The organism is Oleiagrimonas sp. C23AA, from assembly GCF_011759385.1.
Lineage (GTDB): Bacteria > Pseudomonadota > Gammaproteobacteria > Xanthomonadales > Rhodanobacteraceae > Oleiagrimonas.
In genome coordinates, this window is record NZ_JAARLY010000005.1 from 166,181 (window position 1) to 188,142 (window position 21,962).

The 21,962-nt window shown below is 61.1% G+C and carries 18 protein-coding genes; 7 read left to right on the forward strand and 11 right to left on the reverse strand.

Features of this window, described 5'->3' with window-relative positions; all coding sequences use genetic code 11:
* The first annotated feature begins 22 nt into the window (after nt 1-22).
* Nucleotides 23-550, forward strand: coding sequence for a hypothetical protein (locus HBF24_RS10270; protein WP_167172554.1), 528 nt, complete (start codon nt 23-25; stop codon nt 548-550).
* A gap of 41 nt (nt 551-591) precedes the next feature.
* The gene (locus HBF24_RS10275; protein ID WP_206064276.1) at nt 592-1,212 is read left to right on the forward strand and encodes an SEC-C domain-containing protein; all 621 of its coding nucleotides are present in this window, start codon (nt 592-594) and stop codon (nt 1,210-1,212) included.
* A 250-nt stretch (nt 1,213-1,462) separates the two neighbouring features.
* Here HBF24_RS10275 and HBF24_RS17345 read toward each other — a convergent pair whose 3' ends face one another.
* The 5 genes from HBF24_RS17345 to HBF24_RS10300 form a co-directional block, all read right to left on the reverse strand.
* Complete coding sequence (locus HBF24_RS17345; protein ID WP_343162751.1) at nt 1,463-1,912, reverse strand: LytTR family DNA-binding domain-containing protein; 450 nt, start codon at nt 1,910-1,912, stop codon at nt 1,463-1,465.
* Complete coding sequence (locus tag HBF24_RS10285; RefSeq protein WP_167172556.1) at nt 1,890-2,141, reverse strand: 2-hydroxyacyl-CoA dehydratase; 252 nt, start codon at nt 2,139-2,141, stop codon at nt 1,890-1,892. The genes HBF24_RS17345 and HBF24_RS10285 overlap by 23 nt, the downstream gene beginning before the upstream one ends.
* A gap of 288 nt (nt 2,142-2,429) precedes the next feature.
* Nucleotides 2,430-4,076, reverse strand: a complete 1,647-nt coding sequence (locus tag HBF24_RS10290) for a M56 family metallopeptidase (RefSeq protein WP_167172558.1) — start codon at nt 4,074-4,076, stop codon at nt 2,430-2,432.
* Nucleotides 4,073-4,510: a BlaI/MecI/CopY family transcriptional regulator gene (locus tag HBF24_RS10295; RefSeq protein ID WP_240922438.1), complete on the reverse strand. Its 438-nt coding sequence runs from the start codon at nt 4,508-4,510 to the stop codon at nt 4,073-4,075. The genes HBF24_RS10290 and HBF24_RS10295 overlap by 4 nt, the downstream gene beginning before the upstream one ends.
* A 117-nt stretch (nt 4,511-4,627) precedes the next feature.
* On the reverse strand, nt 4,628-6,052 hold the full coding sequence (locus HBF24_RS10300; protein ID WP_167172560.1) for a S41 family peptidase: 1,425 nt from the start codon (nt 6,050-6,052) through the stop codon (nt 4,628-4,630).
* Nucleotides 6,053-6,343: 291 nt separating this feature from the next.
* On the opposite strand from HBF24_RS10300, the gene HBF24_RS10305 reads away from it, so the two are divergent.
* From HBF24_RS10305 to HBF24_RS10320, 4 genes are read left to right on the forward strand one after another with little or no spacing between them, the layout of a single operon-like run.
* Nucleotides 6,344-6,760, forward strand: coding sequence for a GntR family transcriptional regulator (locus tag HBF24_RS10305; protein ID WP_206064277.1), 417 nt, complete (start codon nt 6,344-6,346; stop codon nt 6,758-6,760).
* A gap of 33 nt (nt 6,761-6,793) precedes the next feature.
* Nucleotides 6,794-7,768 (forward strand): ABC transporter ATP-binding protein, encoded by a 975-nt coding sequence (locus tag HBF24_RS10310; protein ID WP_167172562.1) that lies wholly within the window; start codon nt 6,794-6,796, stop codon nt 7,766-7,768.
* Entirely contained in the window at nt 7,765-9,585 is a 1,821-nt protein-coding gene (locus HBF24_RS10315; RefSeq protein ID WP_167172564.1) for a hypothetical protein, read from the forward strand. Before HBF24_RS10310 ends, HBF24_RS10315 begins: the two co-directional genes overlap by 4 nt.
* On the forward strand, nt 9,582-11,624 hold the full coding sequence (locus HBF24_RS10320; RefSeq protein WP_167172566.1) for a prolyl oligopeptidase family serine peptidase: 2,043 nt from the start codon (nt 9,582-9,584) through the stop codon (nt 11,622-11,624). Before HBF24_RS10315 ends, HBF24_RS10320 begins: the two co-directional genes overlap by 4 nt.
* Before the next feature lie 193 nt (nt 11,625-11,817).
* Here HBF24_RS10320 and HBF24_RS10325 read toward each other — a convergent pair whose 3' ends face one another.
* The 4 genes from HBF24_RS10325 to HBF24_RS10340 form a co-directional block, all read right to left on the reverse strand.
* Nucleotides 11,818-12,555 (reverse strand): LytTR family DNA-binding domain-containing protein, encoded by a 738-nt coding sequence (locus tag HBF24_RS10325; protein WP_167172568.1) that lies wholly within the window; start codon nt 12,553-12,555, stop codon nt 11,818-11,820.
* Entirely contained in the window at nt 12,552-13,694 is a 1,143-nt protein-coding gene (locus HBF24_RS10330; RefSeq protein WP_167172570.1) for a histidine kinase, read from the reverse strand. Before HBF24_RS10330 ends, HBF24_RS10325 begins: the two co-directional genes overlap by 4 nt.
* 45 nt (nt 13,695-13,739) lie before the next feature.
* Nucleotides 13,740-14,237, reverse strand: coding sequence for a DUF4440 domain-containing protein (locus tag HBF24_RS10335; RefSeq protein WP_167172572.1), 498 nt, complete (start codon nt 14,235-14,237; stop codon nt 13,740-13,742).
* 185 nt (nt 14,238-14,422) lie between these two features.
* Nucleotides 14,423-14,905, reverse strand: coding sequence for a hypothetical protein (locus HBF24_RS10340; protein ID WP_167172573.1), 483 nt, complete (start codon nt 14,903-14,905; stop codon nt 14,423-14,425).
* 332 nt (nt 14,906-15,237) lie between these two features.
* On the opposite strand from HBF24_RS10340, the gene HBF24_RS10345 reads away from it, so the two are divergent.
* A complete protein-coding gene (locus HBF24_RS10345) occupies nt 15,238-20,106 on the forward strand; it encodes a putative Ig domain-containing protein (protein ID WP_167172575.1) in 4,869 nt (1,622 codons plus the stop codon).
* Between the two features lie 670 nt (nt 20,107-20,776).
* On the opposite strand, the gene HBF24_RS10350 is transcribed toward HBF24_RS10345, so the two are convergent.
* Nucleotides 20,777-21,196, reverse strand: coding sequence for a MarR family transcriptional regulator (locus HBF24_RS10350; protein ID WP_167172577.1), 420 nt, complete (start codon nt 21,194-21,196; stop codon nt 20,777-20,779).
* A gap of 148 nt (nt 21,197-21,344) precedes the next feature.
* A complete protein-coding gene (locus HBF24_RS10355; RefSeq protein ID WP_167172579.1) occupies nt 21,345-21,815 on the reverse strand; it encodes a hypothetical protein in 471 nt (156 codons plus the stop codon).
* Nucleotides 21,816-21,962 lie beyond the last annotated feature (147 nt).

The following is a 21,962-nucleotide window of genomic DNA, read 5'->3' on the forward strand; positions in this document are numbered from 1 at the left end:
TTGGGTTGGAACCGGAGGCAGCATGAAACACGCGGATTTCCATATTGGCTTGGAATTTGTGGGTAGCGCCGGCTTTCGGTGGCGCTGCACGGATGTCGGCACAAGAACCATCCTGGCCATCCATCTGGATCGCGGCAACCCGCACTGGTACCAGGGACCGCCATACATTGCCAAGGAAGTCGTGTTCGATGAACACGAGATCGAGAGTTGCCATCTCACCCAAGACGCCGCGCTCGTGGCGACTATTCACGAACACAACAGCTCGGGACATCCCGGCTACCCTGCGGAAGTCGTCAGGCAGATGCTGGAAGCGAGGCATGCGCACCGTTACCCCAACCACGGGGTGTTGCGCTTCGATCGGCGTCGGCAGTCAGACGGCGAAATCCTCCATCCATATGCAGGTCGGAAGGATGGTGAGGACTGGATGGTTGAGCTGTATCTGCCGTTCCAGGGTACCTACGACGTCATGCCGGAGCGGGATTTCATCACATTACCGCGGGCCTCGGCCAAAGACGTGCGAGTGCGAGCCGATCAACGGCGCGACGCCTAAACCAAATTGAGCGACTGTCGTCGATTTTGGAGTCTACTTGCTTGAAAAGCACCACGCCGCCGAACATCACCCGGCATATCCGGCAGCTCATCGCAAAAGTGGTCCCGGGCGGAAAGGCTGACTATCTGACAATCCACCCCGAAGCCGACGCGGTGGTCAACGAATGCTTCCCTAATGTGGCGGCCAAGATCGCGCGCGCCGGTGGACGTATGCTGTGCGGGTGGCAGATTTGGGAATGGCCGCATGTCATGGTCGAGGCGGAGTTTCATGCCGTGTGGGTTTCGCCCGAAGGTCAGCAGGTCGACATCACGCCCAAGCCGCACGGAGAGGCTACGATCTTGTTTGTGCCCGATGCACGGCGCACGTACAGCGGTGTGGTCATAGATAACGTAAGGTTGCCGGTGCGTGACGACTTGCTCGTTCGTCATTTCATCAAGGCGTCCGAGGCCATTGTCCAAGTGATGAATCGTGGCGAGCGCGCCGCTCAGTACGGGCATATCAGCGTCCCAGCACATGAGATCGAGCCGCTGATGATGGCGCAGGGCTTTCTCGGGCAGTCCATTTCATCTGGCCTGCGCGACCACGATCCGTGCCTGTGCGGAAGGGGTAGCAAATACAAGCGGTGCCATGGACCGGGCTTTGAAGCACTCTTCAGCAAGTAGGTTGGGCGTGAATAATTTTCTCTATACCATAGTCAATACAGCTACTTAGCCGTGTTCCTGCGAAAATTTCCATAATCCCGGCCACACCTCTACCTGGCGGCACTGAGCAACCACTCCAAGCATCGTTCCATCATCGATGTGTCCTATTTGGCGAGCTTCGAATCCGAAGCGATCGAACACGGCTTGCGATTCAAACCTTTCACTTACGACAGCAAGAGCTATCCAACCAAGTGGGTTCTTCCGACTCTAACTAACGAATATCAGCGTCAGGAAGGTTTAATCTTGGCCATCGGCAACGCGGTGAACAATTCTCTCCGGAGTCGGTCCTGAACCCTTGCAGCCAGCGGTGGAGTAGAGCTGTCCAACTGCGTGTGGTTGGGTCGGAAGCGGCTCTTCCAAACAGCAACCTTAGGCACATGACGAGGCCAGGCGGGTTGCACTCGGTCAGCACCAGCAGGGTGTTCGGCTCTTGCAGGATTTGATGTTCAGGCTGACCAGAATACTCAGTCACCACGTGGTGGCCATTGAACCAGGGATGGATCGCCTGGACTCGGCGAACGTTGATGATGGCCGAGCGGTGGACGCGCGCGAAATGTCGCGGATCGAGACAGCAGGGCGAGCGACCACTGCGGTGAGTGCCGTTCTCGCACTGCCATACACAGGCTGATCGCTCAGCGCTAGCGGCTCCGCTTGGCGCTATTAATGGAGTCGGCGATCAGGCCCTGCAGGTACTGAATGCCCTCCTCTTCGGGGAAGAAGGCAACCACGTCAGCCACGGTCAGCTGGTACCGGTCGCACAGTGCGAGAAATTCGACCTTTGCCTGGGCGAGACGGTCTGCGCCGTCATCGGCACCTACCCTACTCTGCTCAGCCTGGCGATCGATGGCCGCGAGGTCGTTTTGAAACTGGCGGAAATCGTACTTGGACACGGCATGCACACGAGTGGTGGAGCCGACATTTTCTCACCCAGGTACTTGATTGGCTACGGCCCCGCACCACGCTGATGGCTCGGCCGTGGACTTGATAAGCGGCGTCCACGGCGTCACTGCGCGTCGCCTTGAAAGCCCGAACGAGCGAGCACCCTACCCTGATAGCGTGCCCTGGTCGCTGATATGCGCACTCCACTCCTACAGTAATAAAGTAAGGCAATCGTCCGCTATGATCTCCGCCCCATGCCATAAAGTGCGCCCAGAGCGCCTAGCTTCAGTCTGCTAGTGCTAACGGGGAACGGCGCCCTCGCTTCGCAAGTAGCGCTTGATGGCTTTGCTGGACGCTTGGTTGAGTGGGGACCGCCATACGTGGTTGTTTGCGAACACGCCAAGGTTCACGTCCGCACCCCGCGTTACAAGAAATCTGACCAGGGCCAGATCGCCACCACGTGCCGCATTGATGAGCGGCGTCTCGTCATCTTCGACGATGGCGTTGACGTTGGCGCCATGAGCGACAAGCCGTTTGACCACATCCAGGTGCCCGTGCGCTGACGCCGCAATCAATGGATTTCCGTCGCCCTTCGACCGCGCGTTGACGTTAGCACCGGCGTCGATGAGTTCTCCCACTTCTATGGTGTCACCCAGCCTAGCGGCGACGATAAGCGCACTGCCCTCACCTGGTGAAACCTTGTTTACATCGGCTCCAAGGCCAATCAGCTCCCGGACCATGTCTGCATCACCTCGCTTTGCGGCAACGATTAGCGCGGTGCCATCTCCCGTCTGGCGAGCATTGACGTCTGCGCCATGGAGAATGAGGGCTCGCACCAAACGGGGCCGATTTTCGGCAACCGCAGCGATCAGCGATGGGCCATGGCGATGGGTGCTTAACCAGCTGGCCGTGGGACCCACGTAACCCAACCGTGGCGTGGCCAATAACGTGCAAGAGATACTCACGAACATCATGCCCAATGAAACAAGCACGATGAGCTTTCCGCTGTCGATGGACTTGCTGATACCCACATCAAGAAGTGCGTCCACCCGACGACTCAGCGCCGACCGCGTTGCGAAGATGCCGGCAGCAAATACGTCGGGATGTGCTTTGCGAAAAAGTGCGCTGCGCGTAGTTTCCAGAAGCGCGTTCGCGTAGCTGATCGGCGTGCCCGACTGCTTGATCGCCTGCTCGTCGCAGGCCATCTCGCGTGTCATGTCCAACCGGGTGCCGATCAGGTGCAATAGTGGATTCCACCAATACGCGGCAAGGCCGATCGCCTGTAACCATGCGATCCACAGATCACCACGCCGAACATGCGCGATTTCGTGATCGATGACATGTCTCAAGGTGGCCGATGATGCGTCGCCGATCAGGGCTTGCGGCAAAATGATGCAAGGCCGTATCGCACCGACAACCATCGGGCTGGAGATGTCGCCCGAGGTTCGCACGCGCATGCCGCGCAGAAGTTCATGAGGGACAAGGTCGTTGAGTGGCGAGCTTGTGCGGCAAAGCCTGCGAGCGGTCCTCCATCGCCACAGTAGCCGGCCTAGCCCACCAACCGTGCCGAGCAACCAGAGAGAGATCAGAACTGGCTCAGCGTGGGTGGCCCACACGTCGAAGGTGGGTAGCGTCAACTCGGTTTTCACCTGGTGCGGTGGCGAGCGTGGCAAGGACTGAGGGGTTGATGGCGCAGGCATGTCCCCGATGCTTATGGACACAAGCTTGCCGGAAGAAGGCACGACGTGAGCGGCTCGCGGGAGCAAGACCGCGAACGGCAAAATCAATGCGAGCAGGAACGCACATAGCCAAATGCGGGATTTCATCCGAGCCGAGAAGCATGAACCAGCCCGTGCCGCGAACTGAGCCACCGCCAGCACGAGCAGGCTTTGCCATAGATGTTGCAAAGCGAGTACCGCTAGCAAATGCGCCCAGAACACGTTCATTGCCTGGGTTTTCTGGCGCTTGCAGCGTCGACTTTTTCTTGCAGCTCATCAAGTTCGGCAAGGTCGAGCCTGTGCTCTTGAAGCAGATGCTGAGCCAAAGCTTGAGGCGATCCGTTGAAGAACTCGCCAATGAGCTTTCGAAGTGCCAGATTGCGTGCCTGCAAGCGGCTAATAAGAGGCCGATAGACAAAGGCCCTGCCCTCGCTGCGATGCGTCACGAAGCCTTTGTCGTCCAGAATCTTCAGCATTGTCTGCACGGTGGTGAACGCCACGGCCTTGCTCTCGGAGAGCACATCGGTCACCTCACGTGCCGTGGCCTCTTCCCTGCTCCAGAGCACTTCCAGAATCTCGCGCTCGCCCTGGGTGGGCTCTGATGATTTGGGTCTGACCATATCTACGACTAAAGAATTAGATGGATCAAGGGTGGTCGTCATTCACATGGCGTGTCAACTCGCCACCGTGTTGACCTGACGCCCTGCGTCCCAGGATAAGCACGCCGCGCCAGATGCGATGTGTATCGCGGCCAGCTCTCCGTACATCACAGCGGAACCCTAACGCCGCTCGGCCACGCGCAGGACCTTGCGCACCGCTGCCATTGGATGCAGCGGATCGGATGTAATGGCGATGTCCGGCTGAAGAAATTCCGGTTTGGTCGCGCCTGACGGTCGAATCAGAATGAAGCGAGGCCACGAAACGATCAGGACGGTATTCGGTAGAAGCTTCGAGTAAACGCCGCCGCTTTGGTTGGCCCGTACTACACCACCTTCGCCAGCAATGGTGGCGTAACCGAAGTGCTGCATCACATTGATGAAAAGAATCGAGGAGGAATAGGTCATCCCCCCTTCCAGCACGTACACCTTGCCGGAAAAATGCAGTGGGTGATGCGCGTCCAGTGTGACCCAGCTGTCGAGCTTCCCCTTGGCGACATCGCCAATCTTGTATCCAGCATCGGTGTGCCCGGGAAGTTCGCGCTTGACGTAGGACGAGGCGAACAAATACTTGCCATGTCCGATGTATGGAAGGATGCCGTTCTTCCAAAAGCCGTCATCACCGCCGCCATTGTCGCGCACATCGATGATCAGTGTCCTGGTACCTGCTTCCTTCATACGTGCAAACGCGCTACGCATGAACGCCAGGTAGCGTTTGCGGTGTGGCCAGTAAAATTGCTTGATGGTGAGGAGCGCCGCTTTGTGTGGCAATAACTGGAAGGCGAAGGTGTGGTTGAACGCTTTGCCAACCAGGTTATCGACCGGCGTCTGCACACTGCCTGGCACCGTGATGGCAAGGCGCTGGCCGTGGTGCTCAAGTACGAAGTGGTAAGACTTAGGCGACCCGTATAGAGACCAGTAGTAAGACCAGAAGCGACGCGACAGCAGGTGCGCGCGAAAGCGCGGCGTATCCCCGTTGACATGCTTCATGGCCGTGGCGATCACATTGGAAGCCGAGACACCGTCAATGGATACGATCCGTGCACCGGCCAGCGGTGTTTCGCCACCGCCCAACATGGCGCGTACGTAGAGCATGCCGTTTGCATGTGCCACCGTCTCGAAGGGAAATAGCACACCACCATCATTGACGTGGTCTAGCCAATGCACATGGCTGCTGTTGGCATGGAAGATACCCAAGTGCCCATCGGCCAGCACCGGGTTGAGTGTCGAGAAAACACGCCAGGCTTCCTCGCGCGTCATCGGATGATCCAGCTTCGAACGGATGGCTGCGATCTTCGCCGCTACCAACGATGGCGGTACGGAGTGGTGCAAATCAGGATCACAACGCATCAGTACTTGCGACACCAGTGTCAGGTCCGCGCGCAACTGTTCTGGCGTCAGCTTTCTATGGGTTGCCTGCACATTGCGGGGAGCGGCGCCTTGCTCCTGTCGTCCACATTGCGTCGCCGGATTGAATGACTTCGTGCTCGCCGCCTGTGATGCACTGAGCGTAGCAAGGAACAGGAACGCGCCAAGCAACGCTTTCAAGCTCAAGATCCTCACCATCGCCGACTCCCTCTCCACGACTATTTAATTAGTTTTCACCTTAGCGATGCGCGATCCGTCTAGTCAACTAATTTTTTAGTCGATAGCACCTGGACTCGAACCACTCGATCGCAAAACGCCTTAGTGCCGTGTCACGGCCATATCCGCCGGTGCGTCATGGCGCTTGCAGGCGACCCAATGCCCTCAATCTCTGCGTAGGTCTTGACAGCTGTGTAAATACATATGCAAACTCTGTACTACTACAAATAGTACAGTACATACAGGGAGCCGGAGATGTCACGAACTGTTCCGTTGATGCTGCGCCTTAGCGCCGCCGACCCGCGACCGATTACCAAGCAAATCATCGATGGGGTGCGGCGACTGATCGCTAGCGGTGAGCTGCATGCTGGCGACCAGCTCCCCAGTGTGCGTGGACTGGCCAAGCAACTGACCGTCAACCCGAACACCATTGCCAAGGCGTATGGCGAACTGGTCTCACAAGGCTGGCTGGATTCACGCCAGGGGCTTGGCCTGTTCGTGGCGGCGCCCCGGCAACGACTGTCCGAGGCCGAGCGCAAGCGTCGATTGCAACTGGCCATCGATGCCTTTGTCGCCGAAGTGGTCGGGCTCGACTACTCGATGCAGGACGTTCTCAAGCGGATCGAAACCGAACTGGCGCCCATGCTCGACGGACGCAAGCGCCGGGCCTGAGCCAAAACACGCAACCATCGAAAGGCATTTGCTATGTCCACACCCGAGTTCAAGGTGGTCGCACAGACGGCTGCCGTGGCGCCACACCCACCCAAATACGTGATTGAGACGAAAGACCTGATGCTGCGCTATCGGCGCAAGGTCGCCCTGAAGGGACTGACGTTGCGTATTCCTCAAGGGCGCATCCACGCGCTTGTGGGGGCCAACGGCGCCGGCAAGTCCTCGCTGTTCCGGATTCTGCTCGGTTTTCAGACACCCAGCAGCGGACATGCGCGGATTCTCGGGCGTGACTGCGGTTCGCTAACCGAGCACGACCGTGCGCGCATCGGCTTCGTCAACGAAGAGCATAACCTGCCGAGCTGGCTCAACGTTCACGAGGTGGTAGCCATGCAACGGCGCCTGTATCCGCAGTGGAACGAGGCGCGCTACCGCAGCATCGTCGATCACTTCAACGTTACGCCAGAACAACGCATCCGTGAGCTGTCACGCGGCGAACGTGCCGGTGTGAATCTGGCGATCGCCATGGCGCAGTCGCCCGAACTGCTCATTCTCGACGAGCCGACGCTCGGGCTGGACGTGGTCGCCAAGCGCGCCTTTCTCGAAGCAGTGCTGATGTCCGTGGAGGACGCGGGCTGCACGGTCATCTACTGCTCGCACCAGATGGAAGAGATCGAACGGCTCGCTGACAACCTGATTGTGCTGGAGCGCGGTGAGCTGATGCACATGTCGTCGCCGGACGAATTCTGCGATCGCGTCACGCTGTGGGTCGCCGAGTTTCCCTTTCTGGCTTCGGGCGCCGAGCATTTGCCTGGCGTACTGCAGGTGGAGCGCATCGATGGGCTGTTCCATTTCATCGTACTGGACAGGGGCGAGGATTTCGGCCAGCAGTTGGAAGACAAGGGCGCCCGGCGCGCCTGGCAGGGCGCGGTGGATCTTGATCGGGCGGTAAACGCCTTTCTGACCCGCAACCATGCTCGCCCACTGCCAGCCGAGGGGGTGCCTTCATGAAGGATCTGATCTTTTCCGAACTGCGACGTTTCCGTTGGCTGGCGTTGGCGATATTCGGCATCCATGTGCTGGCGCTGCTGTTCGTGAACCGTATTAGCAACCTGCTGCAGCAATCGTTTGCCATGTCGTTGGGCATCTTGCTGGTTTACATGGCTATCGGGCTGATCTTTGCCGCCATACAAGTGGGCAGTTACCGCAAGCCGAGCCAGTGGATATGGCTTATTCATCGCCCGCTCGCACCCTCGCGAATTTTTGGCGCGCTGGCGCTATCGGCGTTGCTAATGCTGGGGTTCGTCATCTTTGTGCCGCTGCTGCTGCTGTTACTGGGCACCGATGCGTTCACCTCACGCGTGGTCGATGTGCGCCACTACCTGATGATTGTGCACGTACTGGCTTTTGTGATGATGGCCTGGATGGCCGGCGCGCATGCCTGTGTCAGCCGCAGCCGCTTTGCGGTGGCCGTGCTGTTTGCTCCATTGCTGCTGGCCTTGCATCTGGTCTCCACCGTGGTGCTGCTGATACCGGTCCTGGTCGCACTGGCCTGGCTTACATTCATCACGCTGAAGAGCTTTCGCGCCAACCGGGACGCGCCGATCCATCACCACGGTACGCTGCTGTTGACGGCACTGCCCCTGCAGATCGGCATGTTCCTGCTGTGCGTGGTGATCTGGAAGTTCCTGTTCGTCTCAGGCGGCATCCTGCTCGGCAAGAACCCGCTCAACACCGATTTTCCACCCACGGGCGGACTGGTGGCCACTGAGCGCGCCAAGCCGGACGAGCAGATCCGGCTCGGGCTGCAGTCCAGTCAGGATCCGCGCGCCGGCTCCTGGCGCACGCAGCTGCCACTGCTCAAGCCGATGGACATCGGTCCGGCCCTTCAACGCTTCCCCGTGCGCCAGCAGATGAGCAACCTGTCCTTGCCTACGGGCTGGTACGACGCCAAGCGCAACGTCCGCTGGACGTTCAGCCACGATGACATGCTGTTTCACGGGCGCAACCCGCAAAGCGGCGTGGATAAGGGCGTATTCGGACGACATGGAGCGGGCGACACGACGCCGTTCCAGGCCGTTCCACTGGTAGCCGGCGGCGACGTCATGACACGGCACACGCTCTACGGATTGGACCGGGAGGCGCAAACGCTGACCCTGCGGCTGACCTTGCGCCAGGATGAGCAGTTCACCAACGTGCCGCAGCGCAAATTCAACCGCATACTGCTTCTGACCAACCAACGGCTGATGGCGCTGCGTGAAGATTCGCGCGCAGCGGCCACCATCAAACCGCTGATGGCCGATTGGCAGGTCCCACTTCCCAAGGGCCCACAACATCTGGACTTTGCCAGCGTTGCCAAACTGATGGACGGCTGGTTGGTGTCGTTCGTTTACGACAACGGTCTGCGGCAAGTCGGCTTCAGCCAGTTTAATGTGGTGGCGCAGCCGTGGCAGCAGGTTGACTTCATCGACGCCGATGGCAAGGCGTCCGTGGTTGCCACCCGACGCATCAAGGCAGACTTCCCCGCCCTGTTCCGGTCCGACTGGTGGCTGTCACCACCACTGGACCTGCTGACCACACTGCCAGAGGTCGTCTTGAACAAGGGCTTCACTTGGCCGGTGCCGCTGCGAGTCCTGCCGCGCACGACATCCCTTTATATCGCTGCGCTGGCCATGGCACTGCTGTCCCTGGCACTGGCCTGGTGGTGGCTTCGAGATACGCGAGTGGTGCGCTCGCGGCGCGCTCTTTGGCTTGCCTGCTGCCTACTGCTTGGGCTGCCGGCGATGCTGAGCCTATTGGTACTGGAACCGCGGGAGCCGCGCTCATGAAGATGCCATGGATATTCACGCTGGCGCCGATCCTGATGCTGGCCCTGCTTGGGTCGCCCGCACGGGCCGGAACCAACACCGATACCGTCCTGCAGATTGCGAAAAAATCAGCCCAGGCCGCAACAAAGGCACCTGACATCCCGCGCGGAACATTTTTTCGCCGCCCCCCGGTGCGCGACATCAGCATGGCGCCGAATGGCCAGTGGCTGGCATTTCGCCGACACACCAAGCGTGGCTGGGCGCTATGGATACGTCATATCGCTTCCGGCAAGGAGCACCGGATCATGTCGGACAGCGCCGGCACCATGGCCTACTGGTCGGGCGACAGCGCGCGACTTTGGCTGGTTGACTCGCGAGGTCTGGGTGTCTACGACGTCGCCACTCAGTCTGGCCAACGCATCTTTCGTTTCGATCGCCAGCGCCGGCAATCGTTCTGGCTGGTGGATCCGAATGCACCGGACGATGCAGTGCTGCGCGAAAAGGTACCGGTGAATGGCCAATGGGTCTTCCGCTATCTGGCCATCGACGCACACGGCAAGACGCGAGTAATTGCCACTTCGCACAAAGCGCTGACAGCGATCCTGCTCGGGCCCGACGCTACGCCCCGCTACCTTGCCGGCTTCGCGGGGGGCGAATTCGATACCGTGATCTGGCGGGTCGAGCACGGACATAAGCAGGCGATCATGCGATGTCCGCAGCCCCAGCAATGCGTTCCGGTCGCCTATCGCCGGGACAAGGTTTGGGCGCTGGCTCATCACGGCCGCGACCTGGCGTCGTTGCAGGTCTATTCGAAAGAAACGAAAAAGTGGAAGGTTCTGGACCACGACCCTCGCGGCATCGCCGATGCGGTGGCCGTAATCATGCAACCCAACGGCAAGGACTGGTTTGCCAACGCCTATCGGCCCGATCGCATCGAGTGGCACGGACGCACGGCCAAGGCGAAAGCGCAACTTGCCCAATTGCAGGCGAAACTTCCGCGCGCCAGTCTGGATATCGACATGTCCAGCAATGGCCAGCGTTGGCTGGTACAAGCGGCACGTGCTGACTGGATGTACGACCGTGATTACTTATTCGAGCCGGCAAGCGGATCATTGACGCCGCTGTTCGCCAAGGCGCGTAAGCCACCGGTGCCAGCGGCCCAACTGGCGTCCATGATTCCCCTGCACTGGCGCGGTAACGGTGGTGTCCTGCTGCATGGGTACGTCTACCTGCCCAAGGGCATCCACCTGTCCACGGCACCCATCATCGCCAGCATCCATGGCGGACCCTACAACCGCAGCAACGGCACGATGAACCCCATTGTGCAGTTGCTGGTCAATCGCGGGTACATCGTCTTCCAGCCGAACTTCCGCGCGTCAACAGGATACGGCATCGCCTACGCGACCGGCTCTCGGGGCCACTTTGGCGAACACGGCGGCGCCCTGGACGACATCATATCGGGGCTGGATTATCTGCTTGTACACGGCATCGGCGACCCGAAAAAGCAGGCGATCGTCGGTCACTCCTTCGGCGGTTACGCCAGCCTGTTGGCCGTGACCTTCCATCCGCACCGGTTCGCCTTCGCCTTCGCTGGCGCTGCCCCCGTCGATTTTGCGTGGGACATGCAACATATCGCCGCCGAAGGAGGCAGCGGGCTACCCGCCGACGGCCCGACCATGAAGGTGCTGCTGTCACACTTCGGCGTGCCCTGGATGGACCCGGCCTGGCACAAAAAAATGCATCGCCAATCACCCCTGGCTCACGCCGCCGACTTGCTCACCCCTGTGTATCTGTGGGCCGGCGCGAGGGACGACCGGGTCCCGGTGTCCAGCCTCGTGCGTTATGTCGCCGCGACGCCATTTGCACACAGGCCTGCCCTGCTCGTCGACCCGCAGTCTGGGCATAATCCGCAGCCGGGACTTCATAGGCAGGCCGAAATTTGGCTGCTCGAGGCTGCGGCCGACCACGCCTTTGGTGGCGGCGTCACACCTCCCTCCCCCGAACTCGACGCGTTCATCGATAAAAACCTGCACCGCAGCCCCGCCGCACCGTTGCCATAGCCATCAGGGGAACTTGAATCACGCATCACTTCACAACGTCGATGAGTCTCGGCCAGGACGACCGAATCCATCAAAGGCAGGAGCACATGAAATGCGCTCCTGCCTTTATGAATCGCGACTTGCATCAACGTATCTGCATCTCGCAGGTCAGGGTCGGAGTGAACCCAGTACGGTCTGCGCTACACGTTCTGCCTCAGCCGCGGTTGTGGTGCAAGCGGGCCAGCAAATCGTCGATGTAGGTACGGCTGACACGCACGGGGGTCCCTTCGCGCAAAAGCAGTATCGCGTCCCGATTGGTCAGCGGCTGCATTTCACGGATGCAGTCGACACGCACGATGGCCGAACGATGCACGCGCACGAAGCGTTGCGGGTCAAGCAGATGGCTCAGCCGGTTCAATGATTCGCGCACGGGATAGCTGCGTGCGCCAACGTGCAGCAGGGCGTAATCACCGTCCGCCGCAATCCATTCGACGTCGTCGGTATCGATGAAGCAGGTTCGGCGGCCAATTTTCGTGGAGAGCCTTCGTATTGCGACTATGCCGTCGACATCCTCAGCGGACGCTGAAGGCATACGCAAGGCTGTGCGCGTGCGCTGTAGTGCCTCGTCGAAACGCACATCGTCGACGGGCTTGAGCAGGTAGTCGACAGCATCAAGCTCGAAGGCGCGTACGGCGAAACAATCATGGGCTGTAAGCAAAATAGCTTTCGGACGTCGCTCCGGTGCAAGCATGGCGAGCACGTCGAGCCCATTCATATCAGGCATCTGCACGTCCAGAAATACTACGTCCACCACCTTGTCGCGCAATCCGTTGAGGGCTGCGGTGCCATCTGCGTATTCGCCGCAAAGCATGGTATCTGCATGCGCTTGCAGGCGCGTGATCACGCCGCGGCGCGCCAACGGTTCGTCGTCGACCACCGCAACGCGCATCATGCGTATTCCCCCCTGCTGCTGGCTAGGCGCAGAGGCAGGCTCAGGCGCACTTCATAGCCGCCATCGGCGCATGGACCGGCATCAAACCGGTGTGTACCAGGATACAGGTGCGCCAGACGTTCGCGCACGTTACCGAGACCGACATTATCGTCGCGATCCCATCCCATCGTGCTCGACGGTGGAGCCATTCCAGCCGTGTCGTTATGCACCCGCATTCGCAGGCGGTCATGTGCTTGCTTCACTTCGACCGTTAGGTGGCCCGGCCGTTGGCGCCGGGCTATGCCGTGACGAATGGCGTTTTCAACCAACGGTTGCATTAGTAGGCAGGGAACCAACGCGTGCAACACGTTAGGGCCAACGCACCAGTGCAGAATCAGGCGGTCGCCAAGACGGGCCTTCTCGATATCCAGGAAGGTTTCCGTGAGCACGATTTCATCGGCCAGCACGACCTCATGCTGCGCAGGGGCGTCCAGCGTCGCGCGTAGGAAATCTCCGAGACAGGTGATCATGTGGCTGGCCTCGCTCGGGCGATGCGCGTTGACCAGCGAGGAGATAGCGTTGAGCGTATTGAACAGGAAATGCGGTTGCAGCTGATAGCGCAGCGCACGCAACTCGGCATCGCGTGCGAGCGCGTGGGCCTGCAGGCGCTCGGCTTGCTCCTGGCGCAATTCGAAAGCATAGGTGATCACCGCATGCGCGGCACAGAAGGCAATCAGTGCCAGCCAACAGCTTTCCAGACCCCGGAACAACGAGGCCCAATGAAAGCTCGGCGGCAGCCCCCAGCCACTGGCGCGGAACAGGCCAAGTATCAATAAGTTGTTGCCGACCGACATCGCATAGGTGACCGCCAGCATGACCAGCGCGGTCATCCAAGTCCGCACGCGGCGCTTCCAGAGCGCACGCTGCAGCGCCGTGGCCGGTACCGTCCACGCCATAAACGCCAGCAGCAGAACGGCACGAACCGGCAGCGCGTGCCGCTGCCCGAGCGCCGGCAGATCCATCACGATCAGGCACAATCCGATGGGCAGCCCTGCCAGCAGCGGCAGGGAAAATGCCGGCAAGCTACGAAGCGTATGTGTTGATCTGGAAAAGGAAGCACTCAAACGCAGCATTCCGGTTCGATGCGAAAACGCCATCATGCCACCCACTACCGGGCTCGGTGGCTCGAACGGTTGCGGTCAGGCTCAGTGCCCCGGCGGAAGATGCGTGGACCAGACCACGGATACAATGCGCCAGCCAGCATCGGTATGTAGCAGTTGCCATGACTCCTGCCCGCGATTGGTTTCACGCCGGTCCATACGGAAGGTGTAGTCGAAGTTGACCGAGGCCACGTCGCCGTCGCTGTCGATGCGAATGTTGCGGAAGGTTTCCTTGACCGGACCTTTGTGCCCGCTTACGAAATCGATGAACTGACGGTAGTTGTGCCGCGGGTTGAAGGGTGCTTTGTCGGCCCCGGCATGGCGTTGCCGGATCTTCTTCAGCATGGTGTCTCCCAATACCGTACGCCACAGGATCGGCGGCTGAGCGAACAACGTGAGAAAGCCTTGTTTGTCCTTCTGAACGATGGCCGTGCTGAACTGCTGGATCACCTTCCGGATAGCAGCATGATCCTTCGGCGGAGCGGCGTGGGTAAGCAGGGGAAGAAAAAGAAGAGTGGTTACCAGCAAGGCGCGACATTTCATGGCGTGCTCCCGTCATTGAAGAGCTATCAGATTTACGCTGAGGTCTCCGCACTAACCAGACGTTGGTGCCGCCGATTCCGCCAACCGTGCGTTGCATGCGGTGGAACGGTTCGAGCAAGTGCAGCGTCGTGCTGACCGTGCTTAACTTGCGACCATCGCATCTTGGACCTGCAAACCGAGACTTCTTAGGCGCTATACCGGTGACCAATCGCACGATCTATACCCAGATATCTAGGAGCCGGGCAGATATCACGCCCGTGACCAGGCAGCGCAGGATCGCACTTTTCATCAGGAAACTCGTTGGATTGGGTCAATAGGAAGGACTCGGCGCTCGGGGCGCCAAGTCCCCAAAGTCCCATAAGCAACTCAGCCTCCTTATGCAGAGTGTTGGCGGCTGCGCCATCGCCGCTCTGGGTCGCCAAGCCCATGAGGAAGCTGTCGATAGTCAACGCCAGTGCCGCACAATCGGTGCCCGTTGGCAGCTCCCCGGTTTCCACGCCTGACATGGTGCATTCTACGACGGCCCCACCGGTGGCGATGCGGCCTGCCTGAGCGATTTCCTGCTCGACGCAACTGTAATCATCAAAATAGTTGAAGCCCGAGAGCACCGCCATCCATCCAATTGGCGTGTCCTTGGAGGTCTGCTTATCGGTGGCCTGATACAGCATGGCGCACTTGGCCTACCGTGGTCCGTCGGGCCAGTTATACAACCGCTGGGCCGGCTAACCGAATGCAAGATCGTCCTGCATCAGTGCAGTCTGTGGGACCATCTCGATGGTACGCGCTGAAAAAGGCCAGTCTGGCCTCAGTTTGTCGCTCCCATGTTGGCACCGTGCTTCCTAGCGCAGGGAATAACTGTTGTAATTGATTGTGAAGAAGGGGGAAGCGGATCCGCTGGATCAAAGGATCAGCTTTGCTAATGGGGAAAGATGGCGTGCCTGATCACTCGAATGGATCCGTGCACGGGGCGAGTCGACGCCGGGGCGCCAGGGAGTGGGCTATGTTTTGGTCGATGACCGATATGGCACGTCTGCGCAAGAAGCGCAGCCGCGTGTCCGGTTGCATGCGTATTTTCAGCGCGTTGCTGGTGCTTTTCGCTGCAACGATGTGGTCGGGAACGGCGCTTGCCAACTGTTCGGCCCAATCTCCGATCAACATCACCGTGGACTCGGGGGCGACCTACACCATCGATCTCACGGCCGATCACAACGACTGTGCGCCCTTCGGCATCACCATGAGCGATCCGGTCACTACGGCTCATGGCACGGTCACGCACAACAATTTTGCGGGCAGCGGCAACGTACAGATCTACTATGCCAACAATGGCGATGGCGCCACGTCGGATACGTTCACGTTCGATGACGGTACGGGCTATATCGTCACCGTGAACGTCACCATCAATCCCGCGCCGGTCAGCATCAGCATCACCCCGAGCACAGCTCCCGACGGTACGGTAGGCGTGGCGTACAGCCAGGCGTTCACCGCCAGCGGTGGAACGGGTCCGTACACGTACGCCATCACGGCGGGCAGCCTGCCCGCCGGGCTCACCCTGAGCAGCAACGGCACGCTGACCGGTACGCCCACCGAAGCCGGTTCGTTCAACTACACCGTGACCGCGACCGATGCCAACAACGCGACGGGCAGCCAGACCGTCACCATGACCGTGGATGCGCCGACCGTCACGGTCGACCCCGCGTCCGGAGCGATCGCCAATCCGCAGGTCGGCGTGCCCTACAGCCAGCAATTCACCGCCTCCGGCGGCACGCAAGGCAGCGGCTACACGTTCACGGCGACAGGCACGGTGCCGAGCGGTCTCAGCCTATCCAGCAGCGGCCTGCTGTCCGGTACTCCGACGGCGGCGACCAGTTCCGCTAGCTTCACGGTCTATGCCACCGATCAGAGCACGGGCACAGGCGCGCCGTTCTCGGGCTCGCAGTCGTACACGGTGAGCGTGTCGGATCCGACGCTGACGATTTCCCCCGCTTCGGGGACGACCCTGGCCGCGGCGACGCAGAACAGCAGTTACAGCCAGCAGTTCACCGCCAGCGGCGGCACGCCCGGGTACACCTACCAGGTGACCGGCGGCACGCTGCCCAACGGCCTCTCGCTGAGTGGCGGGGGGCAGCTGAGCGGCACGCCGACGCAGGCCGGGACGTTCAACTTCAGCGTGACCGCGACCGACAGCTCGACGGGAACGGGATCGCCGTTCTCGGTCTCCGGCTCCTACACGCTCGATGTCCAGTCAATCGTGCCAGTCGCCAACCCGGTCTCGGACACGGTGCCTTATGGCAGCTCCTCGAATGTCGTGCCGACCAGCTTCTCAGGGGGCACCCCGACTTCGGTGGCCATCGTCTCGCCAGCCAGCCACGGCACCGCGACGGCCAGCGGCACGACCATCACCTATACCCCGATCTCCGGTTATACCGGCACCGATTCGTTCACGTATACCGGGACCAACTCGGCCGGCACTTCCACGACGCCGGCCACCGTCAGCATCACCGTCTCCGGTCCGACGCTCGCGATCACGAGTTCGAGCGGCGGCACGTCGCTGACGGCCCAGGTGGGCCAGCCGTTCACGCAGACTTTCACCTTCAGCGGTGGCAAGGCGCCGTATTCGGGCTATAGCATCACCGGCATTCCGGCCGGTTTGAGCGTCACTGGTTTCAATAACACCAGCATCACGATCGCGGGCACGCCCACCGCCAGCGGTACGTTCACGCTTGGGGTCAGCGGCACCGATTCGAGTACCGGTACCGATCCAAGCAGCGGCAAGAACGCGCCGTTCACCGTCAACCAGGCGTTCACGCTGAGCATCAGTGCGGCGTCGATGAACGTGACGCCCAGTTCGCTGCCGAGCGCAAGCGTGGGTGGCGCCTACAGTCAGCCGATCACCGCCAGCGGCGGCATCGCGCCGTACACCTATGCAGTGACTTCGGGCGCGCTGCCGGCGGGCATGACCTTGTCGGCCTCCGGCCTTCTCAGCGGCACGCCGACTGCAGGCGGTTCGTTCACCTTCCAGGTCACCGCGACCGACAGCAGCACCGGCACGGGTTCGCCGGCGACGAAATCGGTCTCCTACACGCTGGTCGTGAATGCTTCGACGGTCACCGTGTCGCCGACCTCTCTGCCCAGCGCACAGCGAGGCAGTGCGTACAGCCAGAACCTGAGCGCCAGCGGCGGCACCTCACCGTATAGCTACGCGGTGACGGCCGGCACCTTGCCGGCAGGCCTGAGCCTGTCGGCGAACGGTGCCCTGAGCGGTACCCCGACGACCTCTGGCACCTTCAATTTCACGGTGACAGCGACCGACAGCAGCTCGGGCACGGGCCCCTACACTGGGGGCCAGGCGTACGCGCTGACCGTCGCGTCACCGACGATCACGGTGACACCCGCCACGTTGCCAGCGCCGGCCGTGGGAGCGGCCTACAGCCAGACATTTAGCGCCAGCGGAGGTGCCGGTCCGTATACCTATGCGGTGACGTCGGGCACGTTGCCGACGGGCCTAAGCCTGTCCAGCAGCGGGGCCCTGAGCGGCACGCCGACCTCGGGCGGCTCGTTCACCTTCACCGTCACCGCCACCGACAGCAGCGGGGCCGGCGGTCCGTACACGGGCGCCCGTACCTATACGACGTCAGTGTCGACCCCGACCATCACCGTGACGCCAGCCACCCTGCCCGCAGGACAACAGGGAACAGCCTACAGCCAGTCGCTTGCGGCAAGCGGCGGTACGGCACCCTATACCTACGCGCTGGCCTCGGGCGCATTGCCGTCAGGCCTCAGCCTGTCCAGCAGCGGTGCATTGAGCGGCACGCCGACGGTGAACGGATCCTTCAATTTCACGATCACGGCGACCGACAGCAGTACCGGCAGCGGTCCCTACACGAGTGACAAGGCCTACACGCTGTCGGTCTCGGCCAATCCGCCGACGGCGCATGACGACAAGGCCTCCACCTCGTCCAAGCAGACGGTCACCATTGCGGTCACCGACAATGACACCGGCGACATCAGCAGCATCGCCCTGAGCGGGGGGCCGTCGCACGGCACGGCCACGGTCAACGGCCTGTCCGTGAAGTACACGCCGACCGATACCTTCTTCGGCACCGATACGTTCACCTATACCGCTACCGGACCGGGTGGCACCTCGACACCGGCCACGGTGACGGTGACGGTGGCCGCGCTGGCCGTGCCGACCGCGAAGAACCAGTCGGTCACGGTGCTGGGCGGCAAGTCGGTGGACATCGACGCCACCGCGGGCGCGACCGGCGGGCCCTACACCACCGCCGCTGTCGCGAGCGCTCCGGACACGGGCACGGCCACCGTGTCCGGCACCAAGATCACCTACGCCGCGCCAGCCTCGGCGTCCGGCGCACACACGTTCACCTACACGCTGAGCAATGCCTACGGCACGTCGAAGCCGGCGACTGTTTCGGTGCACATCAATCCGCTGCCGCAGGCGGTCGACCTCAGTGCCGATGCCATGGCCGGCGCTGAGGTCACAGTAAACCTCACCGACAAGGCCAGCGGCGGGCCCTTCAAGAGTGCGAACCTAGTCTCGATCTCGCCCAGCACGGCAGGCAGCGGAAGAATCACCAGGGTCGATGGCGGCTACCAGCTGCAATTCACCTCTTCTAGCACCTATGCGGGTACGGTTGCGGTGGTCTACACACTGAAGAACGCCTACGCGACTTCAGCGCGGGCGACGGTCACCATCCACGTGACTACGCGCCCCGATCCGAGCAAGGATAGCGAGGTGCTGGGCCTACTCAACGCGCAGACCGAATCCACCCGCCGCTTCGCACGCGGCCAGATGGACAACTTTAATCGCCGTCTGGAAGCTCTGCACGACGCCGGTCACCTCGACCGCTTCAGCAACAGCCTGAGCTTCACGTCCGCCAGCAGCCGCATGCTCAACGAGCCCCGGCTGACCTATTCCGGACTGCGGCCCATGTCGGATCTGCAGCGGCGCTATCTCGTGCAGCCGGCCAATGCCGACGAGACGCCGGTGGAATCCGGTGGCGCCTACGACCCGAACGCTATGCATTTCTGGATCGACGGTGCGATGAACTTTGGTGCGCAGAAGCCAGGTGCCAGCGTCGACGGCATCGACTTCAACACCTCGGGTATCAGCTTGGGCGCGGACAAACGGTTGTGGTCCTCATTCGTGTTCGGTGCCGGTGTCGGCTACGGCCACGATTCCAGCGACGTCGGTCATCAGGGCAGCCGCAGCAAGGGCGATGCGTACAGTGTGGCTTTGTACGCCAGCTATCAGCCCGGCGAGGCGATATACCTGGATGCCCTGACCGGCTACCAGTGGTTATCGTTCGACGCACGCCGCTACGTCACCGCCGATGGCAACCTCGTGCAAGGCCGCCGCGACGGCAAGCAGGCCTTTGGCGCCCTGACGTTGGGTTACGAGTATGCCGGCCACGACGGATTGCAGGTATCCCCCTACGGTCGCCTCGACGTGGCGTCCGGCACCCTGGATGCCTACACCGAGACCGGCGACGACCTGTACGCGCTACATTACGAGCGGCAGGACGTGGACACCACCACGGGCACGGCAGGCGTGCGGCTGCGCCGCTCCTTCAAGCGCAATTTCGGCATCCTCGCACCGATGCTGCGAATCGAGTACCGACATGATTTCCAGGGCAACAGCAGTGCACTGCTGCGTTATGCGGACCTGCCGGTCGGGCCGGTGTACCGTGTACAACCCGGAAGCCAGTCACACGATCACACCATCCTCGGGCTCGGCTTGGAAACGCAGACCACACGGGGAACGAGCTTCCGCATCGAGTACCAAAGCCAGTTCGACAGCGCATCGAAGCACAACCAATCAATCGATCTGGATTTACAGTTCCCGTTCGACTAAAGGCGCAAAAAAAGAGGAAAGAGTGTCAGGTTTCCCCATGCCCCCTAGCCCAGGTCGCTGCACGATCCGTCTAGGTCCGGGTGGCTGATGCTCGCGTTCCTGGCGCGAGCGCTGGTCTGATCTGCGAAGACATGCCAGTGCAGCATCGCTGATGCCCGCAGACGCTCCAGGCACCAGCGATGCTGAAGGCTGACGCCAGTCGCATTAGACGTCAGCAGACCTGACAGTCATGGTCGCGCTGACCGCCATCCGCTCGCTTTGATTAGCGGGGCGGTCTAGAGTCCGGGGACACTTTGATCTACCCCCGATAATGGACTCTAATCACCGGCACATACCTTTTGCATTCCACCAAAAATAGCGAGGGGCATCACTCACGCTGCCCTCCGCCCTACTCCAGCTACTGATACGTCGGATGCTCTTGCATCAGACAGTCGTCGACGATCTCGCGCAGCGCGGCCACGTCCCGGTAGATGGCATCGCCCATGATCGACAGCGTGGCGTCGGAAAGCTCGGCGTGGTCGGCGCAGGCGAAGCAAGTTCAGCATCAGCAACGGCCCGCGGATGTCACGTCGGAACAAGGCGGCGCCGGAGGCCTGGCTGGGTTCGACATACGTTGCTTGCATGGCGTACTTCCTGGGGCGCGACGGTGTCGATGGCGGCGGCCGGGCGGCTACGGTATCCGCAGTGTCTTCAACACACCTGAAAGGCTTTGGACATGGTCTTCTGAAAGCCCCGAGAACAGAGCCTGGGCGGCATGTGCGACGGCGACATCGGCATCCTGGTACAGGCGCTGCCCGGCCTTGGACAAGGCCACCAGGCTGACCCGCGCATCACGGGCGTTTTCTTCCTTTCGAACCAGGCCGGTCTTTTCCATCGGATTCAGCAGCCGGGTGACCCCTGAGGCGCTCAGGCCGACATGCTCGGCCAGATCAATGCGGCGCAGGCGGTGATCGGCAGCTGCGGCCAGCTGCCGGAGAACCAGATACTCGGTAAAGCTGAGGCCGTGCGCGGACAGCGCCCCGCTCAGGCGCTTTTGCATCCGGGTCTGCAAGGTGGTGAGTTGGATAACAAGTTCGACGGGCGTAGACATGACATGCTTGATAGATGTTTGAGAACGCAATCATCGATCAAGAAACTTGCGCCGTCAACTACCTCGCAATCAAATATGCACTGATGCGCGCGAACCGGACAAACACCTACTTCATCGGGACGAACTTCCGCGAACCATCCAGGCTCAATCAATCGTCCGGCAGTTCGTCGCGCAGGCAATCCTTGATTTCCTTCAAGGCCGAGCCGATGCCGGTGATGCCGAGGCTGCCAAGGAAGTTGTTGATGATGCCGACCCATTTCTTGAATGGCCGCCGGAACACGGACCGGACACCCCCGCTGATCACTTCCCGCAGTCCCCGATTGGCCTGGGTTACCTGGCGTTCCTTCACGGCAAGCTGCGCACCATAGAAACCGGTACTTTGCAGGGCAACGCGATCGGTGCGGAAGATCAGCACTTCCGGATGGATGCGTTCCTCGCCGTCGGGCTGTTCGATGAAGTCCCGGATGTATTCATCGATGGCGCGACTCAGCTGCTCCGAGTGCTCGCCGAAGTACAGCTCGGCATGCTGGGATATCGCCCTGAATGTTTCGATGGTGTCCATGAACATGGACAGCAATTGGCGCTTCACATCGTTCTCATCGGCTTCAAGCAGAGGCATGTCAGACTCCTTTCGCTCGATTGAGTGAACAAAGCTGCCGGCGGCGCCGGTGATTAGGGGTTATACGCCGCACGGAGGCAGGCTGCACCCTCGCCGTGCATCCAGTTTCATGTCGACAGCACGCCTGGCGCGAACCGACGCCGAGTC

Bases quoted from the DNA above. Each gene is read 5' to 3' on its own strand.
- HBF24_RS10310 (WP_167172562.1), top strand. From the start codon at position 6,794: ATGTCCACACCCGAGTTCAAGGTGGTCGCACAGACGGCTGCCGTGGCG.
- HBF24_RS10340 (WP_167172573.1), bottom strand. From the start codon at position 14,905: ATGCTGTATCAGGCCACCGATAAGCAGACCTCCAAGGACACGCCAATT.
- HBF24_RS10335 (WP_167172572.1), bottom strand. From the start codon at position 14,237: ATGAAATGTCGCGCCTTGCTGGTAACCACTCTTCTTTTTCTTCCCCTG.
- HBF24_RS10270 (WP_167172554.1), top strand. From the start codon at position 23: ATGAAACACGCGGATTTCCATATTGGCTTGGAATTTGTGGGTAGCGCC.
- HBF24_RS10350 (WP_167172577.1), bottom strand. From the start codon at position 21,196: ATGTCTACGCCCGTCGAACTTGTTATCCAACTCACCACCTTGCAGACC.
- HBF24_RS10330 (WP_167172570.1), bottom strand. From the start codon at position 13,694: ATGATGGCGTTTTCGCATCGAACCGGAATGCTGCGTTTGAGTGCTTCC.
- HBF24_RS10290 (WP_167172558.1), bottom strand. From the start codon at position 4,076: ATGAACGTGTTCTGGGCGCATTTGCTAGCGGTACTCGCTTTGCAACAT.
- HBF24_RS10355 (WP_167172579.1), bottom strand. From the start codon at position 21,815: ATGCCTCTGCTTGAAGCCGATGAGAACGATGTGAAGCGCCAATTGCTG.
- HBF24_RS10315 (WP_167172564.1), top strand. From the start codon at position 7,765: ATGAAGGATCTGATCTTTTCCGAACTGCGACGTTTCCGTTGGCTGGCG.
- HBF24_RS10320 (WP_167172566.1), top strand. From the start codon at position 9,582: ATGAAGATGCCATGGATATTCACGCTGGCGCCGATCCTGATGCTGGCC.
- HBF24_RS10345 (WP_167172575.1), top strand. From the start codon at position 15,238: ATGTTTTGGTCGATGACCGATATGGCACGTCTGCGCAAGAAGCGCAGC.
- HBF24_RS10325 (WP_167172568.1), bottom strand. From the start codon at position 12,555: ATGATGCGCGTTGCGGTGGTCGACGACGAACCGTTGGCGCGCCGCGGC.
- HBF24_RS10305 (WP_206064277.1), top strand. From the start codon at position 6,344: ATGTCACGAACTGTTCCGTTGATGCTGCGCCTTAGCGCCGCCGACCCG.
- HBF24_RS10295 (WP_240922438.1), bottom strand. From the start codon at position 4,510: ATGACGACCACCCTTGATCCATCTAATTCTTTAGTCGTAGATATGGTC.